General features: G+C 26.6%; 12 protein-coding genes. 5 read left to right on the top strand and 7 right to left on the bottom strand.

Annotated features, from left to right (window positions below; genetic code table 11):
- Positions 1-9: 9 nt before the first annotated feature.
- On the bottom strand, positions 10-669 hold the full coding sequence (locus IC173_RS15870; RefSeq protein WP_227435303.1) for a CatA-like O-acetyltransferase: 660 nt from the start codon (positions 667-669) through the stop codon (positions 10-12).
- On the bottom strand, positions 662-1,240 hold the full coding sequence (locus IC173_RS15865; protein WP_227483354.1) for a TetR/AcrR family transcriptional regulator: 579 nt from the start codon (positions 1,238-1,240) through the stop codon (positions 662-664). The genes IC173_RS15870 and IC173_RS15865 overlap by 8 nt, the downstream gene beginning before the upstream one ends.
- Positions 1,241-1,584: 344 nt before the next feature.
- Between IC173_RS15865 and IC173_RS15860 the strand changes: the two genes are divergently transcribed.
- Positions 1,585-3,663, top strand: coding sequence for a penicillin-binding transpeptidase domain-containing protein (locus tag IC173_RS15860; protein ID WP_227855845.1), 2,079 nt, complete (start codon positions 1,585-1,587; stop codon positions 3,661-3,663).
- A gap of 428 nt (positions 3,664-4,091) precedes the next feature.
- Here IC173_RS15860 and IC173_RS15855 read toward each other — a convergent pair whose 3' ends face one another.
- Entirely contained in the window at positions 4,092-5,894 is a 1,803-nt protein-coding gene (locus IC173_RS15855; RefSeq protein ID WP_227855844.1) for a BlaR1 family beta-lactam sensor/signal transducer, read from the bottom strand.
- A 2-nt stretch (positions 5,895-5,896) separates the two neighbouring features.
- On the bottom strand, positions 5,897-6,283 hold the full coding sequence (locus IC173_RS15850) for a BlaI/MecI/CopY family transcriptional regulator (RefSeq protein ID WP_227435294.1): 387 nt from the start codon (positions 6,281-6,283) through the stop codon (positions 5,897-5,899).
- Between the two features lie 261 nt (positions 6,284-6,544).
- Here IC173_RS15850 and IC173_RS15845 point away from each other — a divergent pair, with 261 nt between their 5' ends.
- The 3 genes from IC173_RS15845 (at position 6,545) to IC173_RS15835 (ending at position 8,508) form a co-directional block, all read left to right on the top strand.
- Complete coding sequence (locus IC173_RS15845; protein WP_227435291.1) at positions 6,545-7,222, top strand: flavodoxin family protein; 678 nt, start codon at positions 6,545-6,547, stop codon at positions 7,220-7,222.
- Positions 7,223-7,233: 11 nt separating this feature from the next.
- Positions 7,234-7,659: a MarR family transcriptional regulator gene (locus IC173_RS15840; RefSeq protein WP_227855843.1), complete on the top strand. Its 426-nt coding sequence runs from the start codon at positions 7,234-7,236 to the stop codon at positions 7,657-7,659.
- Between the two features lie 69 nt (positions 7,660-7,728).
- A complete protein-coding gene (locus tag IC173_RS15835) occupies positions 7,729-8,508 on the top strand; it encodes an EFR1 family ferrodoxin (protein WP_227825130.1) in 780 nt (259 codons plus the stop codon).
- A gap of 155 nt (positions 8,509-8,663) precedes the next feature.
- Here the strand turns inward: IC173_RS15835 and IC173_RS15830 are convergent, their stop codons facing one another.
- Positions 8,664-9,287: a uracil-DNA glycosylase family protein gene (locus tag IC173_RS15830; RefSeq protein WP_227435286.1), complete on the bottom strand. Its 624-nt coding sequence runs from the start codon at positions 9,285-9,287 to the stop codon at positions 8,664-8,666.
- 372 nt (positions 9,288-9,659) lie between these two features.
- Here IC173_RS15830 and IC173_RS15825 point away from each other — a divergent pair, with 372 nt between their 5' ends.
- The gene (locus tag IC173_RS15825; RefSeq protein WP_227855842.1) at positions 9,660-10,175 is read left to right on the top strand and encodes a hypothetical protein; all 516 of its coding nucleotides are present in this window, start codon (positions 9,660-9,662) and stop codon (positions 10,173-10,175) included.
- Positions 10,176-10,529: 354 nt separating this feature from the next.
- Here IC173_RS15825 and IC173_RS15820 read toward each other — a convergent pair whose 3' ends face one another.
- Positions 10,530-13,004 carry an FtsX-like permease family protein gene (locus tag IC173_RS15820; protein ID WP_227855841.1) on the bottom strand — a complete coding sequence of 825 codons (2,475 nt, stop codon included), beginning with the start codon at positions 13,002-13,004 and terminating at the stop codon, positions 10,530-10,532.
- A gap of 2 nt (positions 13,005-13,006) precedes the next feature.
- A complete protein-coding gene (locus IC173_RS15815) occupies positions 13,007-13,675 on the bottom strand; it encodes an ABC transporter ATP-binding protein (RefSeq protein WP_227483347.1) in 669 nt (222 codons plus the stop codon).
- Between the last annotated feature and the right edge of the window lie 482 nt (positions 13,676-14,157).

The raw sequence follows: 14,157 nt of genomic DNA, 5'->3' as shown, positions 1-14,157 counted from the left end.
AGATGTTTTTTAGAATAGCCATGTATCAGTATTAAAGCACATTTTTTGTATATCATCAATAAAACAACTTACATGGTATCCATCAGTAGCTGCATGATGTACTGTTATAGAAAGAGGGAGAAGTATTTTTTCATCTTTTTGATGATACTTACCTGATTCAACTGTAGGGAAATAATAATTTTCAAGACCATGATTATGTACAGTAAAGCTTTTAAAACTAATCCATGGAAGACATGAAACAGTATAGCAATTTTTTGGAGGATTAGGTTTTGCTAAAAAACCATAATTTTTTCCATATTGTTCAACATCATTTAAGTAACTCTTATAGAATATTGAAAAATCTTTATTGTATTCTGTCCATATTGATGAAAAAGTTTTATTATCATCATGAAAAATTGCATAGAATGGAGTTAAAGTATCCCAATATCCTAGTTCATTTTCATCATATGCAATCTTTAGTTCTTTATATCGATTTAAACAAGTTGTTACTATATATAGATATGCTGGATAAAATTTGATATTTTTCTTTTTCGTTTCATCAAGTAAATGAGTAATATCTATTTCTATAGTTAAATCAAATCCTACATTTGTCATCTTTGAAAAATAATAAAAATGTGTATATCGTTCCCAGTTTTGTAAGTCAATTTTATGGAATTGTTGTTTATTCATATAAAATCACCATATCCTTTATAAGATTTATTTGATTATCAATATCGTTATCTGTAAGTATTAAAACAGGTGCGGATGTCTTCATACTATCAAACAAGAACATTATGTGTGTTGCAAGTATTGTAGAATTACATTTTTTAAATTCATTTTTAGATTGTCCATAATCTATTAACTTCGAAAGCATTGTAATAGCTGAGTTATATCTTTTGTTCATATAATCACGCTGGTCTTTTTCTACAAAAGCAAATTCATGGATTGCAAAATCTAGTCCAGAATATTCACTTTGTATTTCTGACTTTTGTTGATTAAGAAAATACTCTAACATTTGCCTAGCTGATATATTTTCTTTGATACTTTCATCTAATAAATTTTTAGCATTGTCTTTATGAGAATTTAGCATATCAATAAAAATTTCTTTTGTTGAATTAAAATGTCTGTATAGACCACCACGACTTAAATTACATGCTTCACAAACATCTTTCATAGTTACATTACTGTAGCCTTTTTCAGAAAATAACCTTATTGAAGTATCAATAATAAATTGTTTAGTTTGTATTCCCTTTGTTGCCATAGATTTTCCTCCTTTGCGACATGCGTGTCGCTTTTGATTATAAGACACTTATGTCGCTTTGTCAATTTAAATTTATATAGTATAAAACAGTTAGGTGTAAGATAACTTAATTTATTTTAAATTAAGAAAGAAATTTATTAAAGATAGTAATAATAATATTGACTTTTAAAACTTACATATGTAATATATAAATTACTATCAATTATAATATTTAAGATACATATTTTTTATGAGTATATTTAAAAACAATAGACCAATAAAAAAGTATATAATTGATATATTTATGGGCTTATTTTAAATTTAAAGCTTACATATGTAATATATTGAAGAATAAGGGGGTTTGTATGAAAAAAAAGATAAAAACAAAGAAATTACTAATCCTTGGAGCTTTAATCTGTTTAGTTACAGTTATTATTGGTCTTACAATTAATTTTGTATTGAATGGATTTAATAAAATCAAACCAGATGAAGTATTAAAACAGTATATGTCTTTCGCAAATGAAAGACAATATGAAAAAATGTACAATCTATTAGATGAGAAAAGTAAACTAGAAAACAAAAAAGAAGATTTTATCTCTAGAAATAAAAAAATATACGAAGGAATTAGTGCACACAATATAAGTATTGATATTAAGGGCATTAAAAAAGATGAAGATGAAGGTACAAAAATAAATTATGATTCTAAAATAAACACTTTAGCAGGAGAAATCTCATTTTCAAATGAAGTATTGTTGACTAAAGACAAGCAAAAAAACTATAGAATAAGATGGCAGTCAAAAGTTATATTTCCAGAACTTGAAAATGATAATAAGGTTCTAGTATCAACACTTAAAGCTAAAAGAGGAAATATTTTAGATAGAAATGGTGAAGTACTTGCTGGTCAAGGTCTTGCATCTGTTATAGGATTAGTGCCTGGAAAGATGAGTAATAATGTAGAAGACCTAAAAAAACTATCTGATTTACTAGATATACCAGTTGAGAAAATCCAAAAAAAATTAGATGCATCTTGGGTAAAAGAAAACTCAATGGTACCTATAAAAACTATTGAAAAAATAGAAGAAAATCCAGATGGATCTGTAAAAGAAAAAGATAAATCATTACAAGAATCATTACTTAGCATTTCAGGAGTTAAAATATCTAATACAGAGGTAAGAGCATATCCACTAGGTGAAAAAGCTGGTCATTTAACTGGGTATGTTCAAAATGTGAATGCAGAAATATTAAAAGAAAAAAAGGGAAAGAACTACAATGTTAATAGCATAATAGGTAAAATTGGTTTAGAAAGTTTATTGGAAGACAGAATACGTGGTATTGATGGATGTGAGATTATCATAGCTGATAGATATGGAGATAAAAAAGAAACTTTAGCAATTGTTCCAAAGCAAGATGGGGAAGATGTCAAACTGACCATTGATTCGAAGATACAGAGTAAATTATATGACCAGTTGAAAAATGATAAAGGTTGCGCAGTAGTTATGAATCCTAAAACAGGAGAGATTTTATCTCTTGTAAGTAGTCCATCATACAATCCAAATGAATTTATACTAGGTATGTCAGGGGATAGATGGAAGGAACTCAATGAAAATGAAAATAAACCAATGTATAATAGATTTAAAGCCAGACTATGCCCTGGGTCTTCTTTCAAACCAGTTACTGCTGGTATTGGTATAACAACAGGAAAGATTAATCCTAATGAAAATTTTGGACATAGTGGTCTTAGTTGGCAAAAAGATTCTAGTTGGGGAAGTTATAAGGTAACTACATTAAAGGATTATGGAAATACTGTAAATATGAAAAATGCATTGATTTACTCTGATAATATTTACTTTGCCAAAGCAGCATTAAAAATAGGTGAAAATGTATTATCAAAAGAATTGTTAAAACTGGGATTTGAAGAAAGTATACCATTTGAATTTGGATTAGCTTCTTCAAAATTTGGTACTGACAATAAATTTGATACAGAAATACAATTAGCAGATAGTGGGTATGGTCAAGGTAAAGTACTTGTAAATCCAGTACATATGGCATCAATATATTCAACTTTTGTCAATGATGGAAGTATGATAAGGCCTTATCTTGAATTTAAAGAAAATCCACAGACTGAATTCTGGAAAAAAGATGTGTTTTCTAAAGAGTCTGTGAAAATTATTCGTGATGATTTAATTCAAGTTATTGAAAATCCAAATGGAACAGGCCATAGTGCTAAAACTGAAGGAGTTACTATTGCTGGAAAAACTGGTACAGCAGAAATTAAAGCATCAAAAGATGATACTACTGGAACAGAGCTTGGATGGTTTAATGCTTTTACAGTTGATGAAAATAGTGACAAACAGTATTTAGCATTAGCTATGGTCGAAGATGTGAAACATCGTGGAGGAAGCCATTATGTTATACCTATTATAAAATCAGTATTTGAAGATTAATATGATGTATTAGAGATTATATTTTTGGCTTATTTTTAGATAAAAGTCAAACTAATAAGAGACTTCACTATATAGTGAAGTCTCTTATTAGTTCAAAAAATAAAATAGTGGCAACAATTGAGGATGTGAGGGAGAGTTGCCACTATTTGTATAGGGTATTATATTATGTTTTTAAGCTAGTTTTACTATCTTCTATGTTTATATAATAAACCTTGTATATGAATTTTATAGAGAATTAATTTGAATATTGTATGAAGTTTTTAAATCTTAAAGAAAAAGTATTAGGTTTTATGTAAATAAATAAAAACTTACATAAATATTTAAACTATTTATAAATAAAATCACATATTTAGAGTATTTATATAGATATGTGTAAACAAATTACAACCATCAAATTTTTTTATTGTAATTTTAAAAGTATATTTGCATTAATTTGTCTTATATATTTTTTTATCATTTAAAATAGACAATGTTATTTTGGCTGCTGTGATACCATTAGAATAATCTTTACTTTGAATGTTTGTTGCAAATAAATAAGTATTTCCATTTTTTTCTACATAGCCTATAAACCAACCATTTACATCTTTTCCATTTATATTAGCAGTACCAGTTTTTCCATAAAGCGATACTCCAGCTTCTTTAGATATCAATAATGAATCTTTTACAGTTTTTATATTGTCATCTTTAAATTCAAATTTATTTGTATAAAAATCTTTAAGTAAATTTACCTGTTCAATAGGTGAGATTTTCAAAGAAGATTCTAACCAATAGTTTGATATCCCAGATGAAACATCACAATTTCCATAGTTAATTTTTTTTAGATAAGTTTGTACGTTTTTCATACCATTTTTTTTGTCTAAATCTTGAAAATACCAGTTAACAGAGTTTTCCATAGCGGAAAATAAGTCATGGTCTTTATTCCAAGAATCATTAGTAGAATACTTCCCATCCCAATGAATGTATGAATTATCTCTTGTTATCACACCATTTTCTAATCCCAACAAAGCACTATAAATTTTATAAGTGGAGTCTGGTGAAATTCTCGTTTTACTTTTTTCTTCATTATAAATATGATACTGATTGGACTCTAAATCATACATTACAAAACTCCCATCAAAACCCTTGAAATACTGACTTAAATCTTCATATAAAGTTTGATTACTTGTAATATTATATTTTTCATTGACATCTGCCATAATGGATAGTGTAGGGCTACTTCCAAATACAATTAAAGCTATTATTGTAAAAATTAAAATACTTTTAAGTTTTAAAGCTTTTGACTCAATTTGGAAATCTGTTATCTTTAATATACGTCTTTTTATTTGCTTTTTTGAACCACCAATATCTGAAGTAAGTGTGAGATTAGATGGTTTTGATAGATTGTCTATAAAATTTATTATGGTATGTCCATATTCTATGTAGCTATTCTCATCAAGTCTTTTTAAAACTGAAATATCACATGCAATCTCACGGTCTAATCTCATTTCTTTAAGTGCATACCAGATAAGAGGATTAAACCAATATAATATTTGGAAAAAACACATTAGATAATTTACTAAAATATCTTTGTTTTTAGAGTGTTGTAATTCATGAAGTAAAATATATCTTATGTCTTTTAAAGATAATTTAGATATAGATTCGCTTGGTAATATAATATGTGGCCTAAAGTATCCAAATGTAATAGGTGTATTTATAATAGATGATTTACATAGTATAAAATTCTTATCTAAACCTATATTTTCTTTACAGTGCTTAAAAAGTGAAAGTATCTCTTCATCTTCTAAAATTTGTACTGATTTTTTTATATTTCCTATTTTAAAATTACAATGAACTGTAATAATTATCATGGTTGTAATTCCAATTATCCATAATGTTAGCAATAAAATATTTAAATTATCGAAATTAGATTGACTCAAAGATACTGAAAAATCTTTTAATGCATTTGAATTATTAATTATACTGTCTGAAGAGTTTTTTACAATAGAAGTATTTGCTGTATTATTTTCAATCTGAGTAAAACTAGATATATAGCTAAATATATTTAAATGATTAATATATTTAAGCGGAATAAATGGGATTATTAACATTATAAGTATCATAAACCCGATATTGTATTGATACATTGCAGAAATATGTTTTTTTAATATTTTTTTAGCAAGCAAAATTATAATAATTAAAAAAGATAAGGTTATTGTGCTAAGCAAGAATCGAATAAAAAATGGAGCATACATACTTACTTATCCTCCTTAGTTTTCCTTTTATCTAAAATATGTCTTAATTCTTCTATATCATCTTCTGATAATTTATCATTCTCTAAAAAATTTAGTACCATAGAATTAAGCGTTCCATTATAAAAGCGATTTAAAAAAGAACTACTTTCTGTAGATACATACTCTTCTTCTTTAACAATTGGAGTATAAACAAAGACTCTGCTATTTTTTTCATATGCCAAAGCTCCCTTTTTAACCAAACGCAACAACATTGTCTGAATAGTCTTAGGACTCCACTTACTTGTTTTTACTAGCTTTTCAATCACTTCATTCGTACTAATAGGAGCATATTTCCAGATGATTTTCATTACTTGATATTCTGCTTCTGAAATCTGTGGTAGTTTTTTCATAAGATACCTCCTTATACTTACATTTGTAATATATAAAGTATATTATCATTAGTTTGCTTTGTCAATTTTTTTAAATAGTTCATTTTTAGTCATCTAGAAAGTATATGTATTTAAATATAAATAGTATTAATTAAGTTGTATATCTATGACTAATTAATCTGTATGTATGGTAAAAAATTAAATATAAGGATTATATTGACAGTTAAAAAAATAGTTGATATACTTATTGTTGATATAACAACTAAAATGGAGGTATAAATTATGATAATTACAGTTATAAATGGAAGCCCTAGAAAAAATGGGGCAACATCAAAGGTTTTGACTCAGTTATGCAAAGATATAAAAAAAATTAAACCAAATGTCAAAATCAATTTTTTTAATCTAAGTGAAGTCAATCCATCATATTGCATTGGTTGTTTAAATTGTTATAAAATAGGTAAGTGTATTAATCAAAATGATAAAGTAGAGTATATTCATGATATAATTACTAAGAGTGATGGCGTTATATTTGGTAGTCCAACTTATGGAAGTAGTGTAACTGGTCTTTTTAAGGTGTTTACAGATAGAGCTCATATGATGTTAGAGCGATTATTGTATCATAAACCATGTATAGCAGTTACAACATATGAAAATGCTCGTGGTTCAAAAGCTATTTCTTTTATGAAATCAATGGTTTTAGATTCAGGAGGTTATGTTTGTGGTCATTTATCTGTAAAGGTTGGATTTAATCAAAATCCTATAGTTGAAAGAGTAGAATCAAAGATACAAAAGGTATCTAAAAAATTTGTTTATTGTATAGAGGAAAAGAAAAATCCACCTGTGTTTTCTCAAATCTACGACTTTATTGCTATGAATATTATTTTAAAGCCAATGGCATTTAAAAATATTGAGCAATATAAAGGAATAATTGATAGATGGGAGGCGCAAGGTATTATTTAGATGGAGGTATTATGAGAGATTTTGAGAAATTATATGAAGTTACAAGTAAGTTAATAAGTACTTCATTGAAAGTAAAAGAAGATTTAAAAAAGATGTTTAAGCAAAATGGGTATGATATAACAACTGATCATTATGCTTTATTAAGATTTCTATGGGAACAAGATGGAATTTCTCAAATAGATTTGTGCGAAAAATCATGTAAGGATAAATCTAATACAACAAGAATTTTAGATGTTATGAAAAATAAAGGATTGATTGTTCGTAAAGTAGATGTTAAAGATAGACGAAAATTTCAAATATTTTTAACAGATGTAGGCAGAAAATTGGAAGAGCCATTAAATAAAATTGCAGATATATATGCAACAGAGACATTTAAAACTATTTCAGATGAGGAGCTGTCTTTATTTACTGAAGCTTTAGATAAACTCAGTAAATAAGTATAAACTATGTTTTAAGAAGTCTTTTTAACTCATTGATGATACAAAACAATAGAAAGAGGGATAAGGATGAGTTCTAAGATTTATTATTTTTCTGGAACAGGAAACTCTTTAGTGGTTTCAAAGACTTTAAAAGAAATGTTAAATGAAAATGGGGAAGTAATACCTTTAGCTATACATAGAAAAGAAAGACATATAGACGTAAATGAAGATATATTGATAATTGTTTTTCCAGTTTATTTCGCTGATGTTCCTGATATAGTAAAGTTTTTTATAGATAAGTTAAATTTTAATAGTAATACTCATATATATGCTATTGCCACTTGCAATGGGGTGGCTGGACACAGTTTATTTACTATAGATAAATTACTTAAGAAAAAGGGTAAAAAATTATCTGCTGGTTTTTTAATTAATATGCCTGGAAATGCTTTGATAACACCTCCAGATGTTGAAGAGGAAAGATTGAGAAGTCAAACTAATAGAGTAGCTGAAGTTGCAAAATGTATCAATAACTTGGAATTTGGAAATATAGAGGGAAAAAACAATTTAAAGTCACATATAGATAGTGTTGTACTTCGTCTAGTAGGTAAAAACATGCAGATTGCCACCACTAAATTTTTTGCAGAAGATAATTGTAATGGGTGCGGAACATGCAAAAGAGTTTGTCCATTAGAAAACATAAGTATAGTTGACAGAAAACCAAAGTGGGGTAATGAGTGTGAAAGATGTTTAGCCTGTTTTCATTGGTGTCCAAAAGAGGCTATTAATATAAAAAAATCGTTTTTGACAGATAGAAAGAAGTATCACCATCCAGATGTTACAGTAAAGGATATATTTTTAGAAAAATAGATAAGTTTGATTTGTTCAATGATGGACAATATTAAAGGTTAGTGATAAATAATATTAAATAAAAATTTAAATTTACTATAAAAAAAGTACTATAATTATAACTTATGATTTGAAAAGTAGAGTGCCTCAAAGCGTTTTTATGAGGCACTTTTCTATTATTTTATAAGTTCTATCATTTTTTGAATATCTTCTGAGGCCATTTCGAATTTTGATTTTTCAATCAATAAGTTCCCACCAGTCATAATATATGATGGAAATATTCGTAAATTGTCATAATAAAGTTCATTATTACGAAGTTTGTATGTTGAAATAGAAGGAACTGCATTCTTTTTTGTATGTTTTTTAGTAATCATATTAAAAGATTTTTTTGCTACATCTCCCATTAACATTATTACCTTTAGATTGCTGAATAATTTAATTTCTTCTTCTAAAATAGGCATGTGCGATTGAATAGTGTCGCGAGTTATTGTATATTCTGATTTAGGTAATTTTACTGCATTTGTTATATATATGCCTAGATTTAAGATATCGTTTATGCTAGATACTTTTATACCTGCATTTTGGAATAAAGGGATTGTATTTTTTAAGTAGTCAGCATGCTCATCTAAACTATAAAAATCATCATTAGGATTACTTGGTACAACTTCGTTAATCATTATAGTTTTTATAGAGTCTGTATCTATTGTTATATTGGGAAGATATGATAAGACTTCATTATCCTCAAAAAGATTATTATTTTTAATAAATTCATTTAAAGTTGATTTTATATTTATCTTCATATGTTTAAGCTCCTTAATTTTAAGCCTTAAATACTATAAAAAGTAATTGTAAAGCAAAAGAATTTTAAAAACATAATAGCACAATAAACATGACAACATAATGTCATGTTTATTAATTAATAACTTATATAAAGAATATCCTTTGAAAAGTTCAATTCTATTTAAAAACATAAATATGCCCTCCAGAAATAATATTAATCTATTACCATTATAAAAGAAATTAATTCTAAACTGTTATAAACCAAAGATAGTAAAATTACATTGACTTGTAAAGTTTTTAGAAGTACGATGTAAATATTAAAATTAATAAATCAATGTTTTTATAATGAAATGTATTAATAAGATTACATAAAGATTGGATGGAGATTTTATATGAAAAAAATGCCAGAAGGAAAAATAAATATAGATACACAGGAAGTATTACAACAAAAAGTTAAAGAATGGAAAGCTGTATATGAAAAATATAGAAGTACTTTAAATGTAAATGCTAAGTCTATTTTGGAATTAGTAGAATATTTGAAACAAAAGTATACACTAAAAGAAGAAGCTTCGGAAGAATTTAAAAATGTAGTCATTAATAATATTAAGTTAAACAAACCTTTTTCAAAAAAGATACCAAGCAATAGAGAATTAAAACCTATTGTATTTACAATTCAAAATGAAGGAAAAGCAAAGACTTTATATGAAAATCAAGAAGAAGTTTATAGTGGTTGTTCTATTGTTGTAGGTATGGAATTTGAAACAGGTTGTGTTTTTGTGGAAGGTAGTAGTGAACTTGCTGATGAAATAACTGCATTTAAAGGATTAGATGAAGATGATATAAATAATTATTATTTAGTAGCAAATTATGTTAGATGTATAAAGAAATATAATCTTATAGATGAATAAATACTTTAAATTAGGCAAAGTAAATCTAGCTGACATACTGTAGAAAATCAAAAGAAATAGATAACTGTGTATTTAAAAGTCAATTAATGTGATTTTTCTCAAAATCGTTTGATTTTACAAATTGTATTAAACTTATATACTATTTTTGCTAATTTACTACTTTTAAACCATAAAATATATCAAGATACGAGAGTATATGTAAATATACACCAAATGAAAACATAAAAAAAGACCATAAATAAAGGCGATAGCAATATTTGTGGTCATAAAGATATATAATCAAAAAATCTATAGGATTATAGTTTTAAAAAGATAACTTATTATGTTTTATTTATAGATATTAATTTATTATTATCATTCTATAATATCTATACAATCAATAATATCCATTTTTTTAATTCTCCTTAAAGGAATAAGAGTGGCTATAATACATGCAATTATAGAAACAAGTGTAGCTTGTGAAATCGAAACAATTGGGATATTAGTAAAATCAATTTTTTCTATAGTAGCCATGTTTATTATAACAGTACTGGCATATCCTGCAATTGAACCAAATATAGAAGCAGAGATTCCATAATAACAACCTTCCCATAAAAACATTTTGTATAAACTACTGTTACTCATACCAATAGCTCTCTTAACTCCAATTTCATTAATTCTAGTATTAATGTTTGTATGAGTTGTGTTAATAATGTTTAAAGTACCAATCAAACCTACAAATAGTATAATAGTCCATGCTAAAAATTGTATTTGTTTGAAACTTTCTTTAAGTTGGTTGTCTGATTCAATATACGATATCCAACGAGAACCTGGATTGTTTTTGCAAATTTGTTCAATAGATAATTTTATTTCTTCTAAATTTGATTTATCTTTAGCATAAACATTTATCTGACTGAATCTATTTTTATTTGTTAGGGTGTCATATACAGTATCATATACAATAACATCAATACCATTTAACCAACCATTACCCTGCAAATTAATCATTTTATCTACAGTATTGTATACTTTTAATTGTTTTTTATTAATTGTAATATTATCCTTTGGTTTTAGATTTGTAGCCTTAAATTTTGTATCTGATGTAGAAATAGCAATTGGATTTTTTATAAGACATAGAGAGCCATTTTTGAAATCCTCCAATAAAGAATCTTTTACAGAAGGTATTAATTCTTTAAGAGTTTGTTCATCAACTCCAATAACTTTTAACATTTCAGAACCATTTTTAAAGTTAATATCTGTATTTATTTCCCCTTGTTTATATTCAGAGTATTTGATAAAAGAGGTACGATTGATATTTTTCATGTTAACTATTTTATCTAGCGTAGATTTATCAAAGCCAGGCACTTCATTTATTAAAGAAAAATCTCCTTTTTTTAAGTCACTAACCGATTTGGATACATCTAATACATTAGAAAATTCACTCAGTGCAACAAATACTGTTATACTCATAAATAATGATAGTATAGTTATTATAGTTCTACCTTTATTTCTTTTTAGATTTAGCCATGCTAGATGTCTTTCGAAGTTTTTGATTGGTTTTTCTCGTTTAATCTTAATTTTTCTTTTGATTTTGATAGTGCTACCAGCCATAGCAATTTTAGGAGAAACATGTGAAGCATATATTGCTGATGGTAAAGCCGCAACAAATGAAAATACTAGTGAAATACTAACACTTAATAATAGTGGAATTAAGTATGCTGTTGAATTTCTCTGTATAATCTCAGGCATTTGTTTACTGTCATTTACTAAAAATATATCTGGATTTAAAATATTCGTAACCATCTCAGTTATGCTTTCAGAAGAAACAATTCCAATTATAGCTCCAATAGGTATAGCGATAGCGCATAAAAATAAAATTTGTAAGATAATAATTTTATATAGTTGCCTTGGTTCAGCTCCAATTGCTCTTAAACATCCATACTCTTTGATTTTCTTTGTAACAGAAATTTTTAAAATATTATAGATTACAAGTCCAGAGGCCAGTAGTACTAAGAGTGCAACAAATAAAGATATTATTATAATTATAGACATGCTATCACTATTGGAACTGTTTTTATCTCCTTCAAAGTTAATTCCTAATGTATTTAAATAAACCCAGTTGTATTGAATTGAACTACGAGAAATATTGACTTTTTTGGCTAATTGATTTACAATTTCCTGAAATTTATTTTGTTGCTTTATTTTAAAATCCAATGATGATAAAGCATATCTTTTAGGTAATAGATTTTCTGATGTACCTTTACCTACAACACTATTTACTATTCCACTTGCATAGCCTGTGTAGTCATTTTCTAAAATACCACTTAGTTTAAAATTGGTTTTATAACCATAGGGTTGTTCTGTATCATTTAAGAGTGAGATATTTAAATCCATAGGAATAGTTATACCAAGTTTTGGTTTTATTCCCATAAGTTGTAAGGTGTTTTCATCTAAAGCAATCTCATTTTTATTTTTAGGAAGATTTCCAAACTTTAGTTTCATTAGTTTTGGATAGTTGGAAAGTCCTATTTTATCGTATTCTTTTACAAGTATAGAGATACCTTTATTCTTTATTTTACTAGTACCAAGTGTTGTTGAAAGACCAGCTTGGTAGATTCTATTATCTTTTTTTAGTTTATCAACTTGAGTTTTATTGAGTTGGTGAAAGGATACATGTCTATCACCATTAAAAGAGCGAGCTTGCTCTTTTCTTAAGTTTTGAAGTATGCCAATTGATTGACCTACTACAGTTGTCATTATAGTTGACATTATTATTGCAATAACAATTAATGTAGTCATAAGTTTTTGGTTTTTTAACTCTTTTATTGAAAGTGAAAGGTAATTCTTCATTACTATTTCACCTCCATAAGTACACCATCAATTATTGAAAGCTGTCTGTCAGCAAGCTTTGCAATCCTATCATCATGAGTTATTACTACTAGAGTCTTTTTAAATTGTTTTGATGTTTTAATAAGAAGATTCATAACTTCACTACCACTTTTGCTGTCTAAGTTTCCTGTAGGTTCATCTGCAAATATTACATTTGGCTTTGCAATTAATGCTCTAGCAATAGCAACTCTTTGTTGCTGACCTCCTGAGAGTTCATGTGGAAGATGATGCAATCTATCTGAGATTCCAAGCAATGATGAAATTTCATTTAAGTATTCTTTATCAGGTTGTCTTTTATCTAATAATACAGGCATTGAAATATTTTCTGAAGCTGTCAAAACTGGTAGTAGATTAAACTGTTGAAATACAAATCCAAAACATTTTCTTCTAAGAGTGGAAAGTTCCTTTTCACTATATTTATACATATCTTTCCCATCAAGTAATACCTGCCCAGATGTAGGACTATCTAATCCACTCAAGATATGTAAAAGTGTACTTTTTCCACTTCCAGAAGGTCCAATGATAGAAACAAATTCACCTGAGTTTATTTCTAAATCAATGTTGTTTAATGCAATAACTTTGTTGTTATTAGAACCATATATTTTTGATAGTTGTTTTGCTTTTATAATCATAAAAAACACACTCCTTTTTTGTATAAGAAGAGTGTAAGTCATAAAACTCAATTTTCTCTCAACTTTTATACAATTATATAAATAGAAGTAAATTATAGACAAAAAGGATATAAATATATTTGAAATACTGTGTTAAAAAATAAGATAGATAGACTTATCTATATCTATTATTTTGAATCTCAATAGAAATTATAATTTAATAAAGAAATAAGAATAAAAAATTAAAATGAAATTTCCTTAGAGAAGTTTAATTAGTTTAAAGAAAATATTTAAAGAAAATTTATTAAAACTAGGCAGATTTAAGGGTATTTGTTGAGTACAATTCAATTCGTAGGGGTATAAGGGTTAAATGGATGTAATTTACTATTAAAGAAAAAGATTCCAAAATAAAGTAGGAGTTGCTATGAACATTTTTACTTAATATTTTTATTTGTTCATAGTAGTTGATATAGGAGGAGGATAACTACTAATAAAATTAACTG

Source organism: Clostridioides sp. ES-S-0048-02, assembly GCF_020658495.1.
In the GTDB taxonomy this organism is placed as follows: domain Bacteria; phylum Bacillota; class Clostridia; order Peptostreptococcales; family Peptostreptococcaceae; genus Clostridioides.
Note: the sequence above shows the minus strand (reverse complement) of the source record. Positions and strands in the feature narration are given on the sequence as shown.

Coding starts and splice junctions, on each gene's coding strand:
- IC173_RS15835 (WP_227825130.1), top strand. CDS start 7,729: ATGAGTTCTAAGATTTATTATTTTTCTGGAACAGGAAACTCTTTAGTG.
- IC173_RS15845 (WP_227435291.1), top strand. CDS start 6,545: ATGATAATTACAGTTATAAATGGAAGCCCTAGAAAAAATGGGGCAACA.
- IC173_RS15820 (WP_227855841.1), bottom strand. CDS start 13,004: ATGAAGAATTACCTTTCACTTTCAATAAAAGAGTTAAAAAACCAAAAA.
- IC173_RS15830 (WP_227435286.1), bottom strand. CDS start 9,287: ATGAAGATAAATATAAAATCAACTTTAAATGAATTTATTAAAAATAAT.
- IC173_RS15860 (WP_227855845.1), top strand. CDS start 1,585: ATGAAAAAAAAGATAAAAACAAAGAAATTACTAATCCTTGGAGCTTTA.
- IC173_RS15855 (WP_227855844.1), bottom strand. CDS start 5,894: ATGTATGCTCCATTTTTTATTCGATTCTTGCTTAGCACAATAACCTTA.
- IC173_RS15815 (WP_227483347.1), bottom strand. CDS start 13,675: ATGATTATAAAAGCAAAACAACTATCAAAAATATATGGTTCTAATAAC.
- IC173_RS15840 (WP_227855843.1), top strand. CDS start 7,234: ATGAGAGATTTTGAGAAATTATATGAAGTTACAAGTAAGTTAATAAGT.
- IC173_RS15870 (WP_227435303.1), bottom strand. CDS start 669: ATGAATAAACAACAATTCCATAAAATTGACTTACAAAACTGGGAACGA.
- IC173_RS15825 (WP_227855842.1), top strand. CDS start 9,660: ATGAAAAAAATGCCAGAAGGAAAAATAAATATAGATACACAGGAAGTA.
- IC173_RS15865 (WP_227483354.1), bottom strand. CDS start 1,240: ATGGCAACAAAGGGAATACAAACTAAACAATTTATTATTGATACTTCA.
- IC173_RS15850 (WP_227435294.1), bottom strand. CDS start 6,283: ATGAAAAAACTACCACAGATTTCAGAAGCAGAATATCAAGTAATGAAA.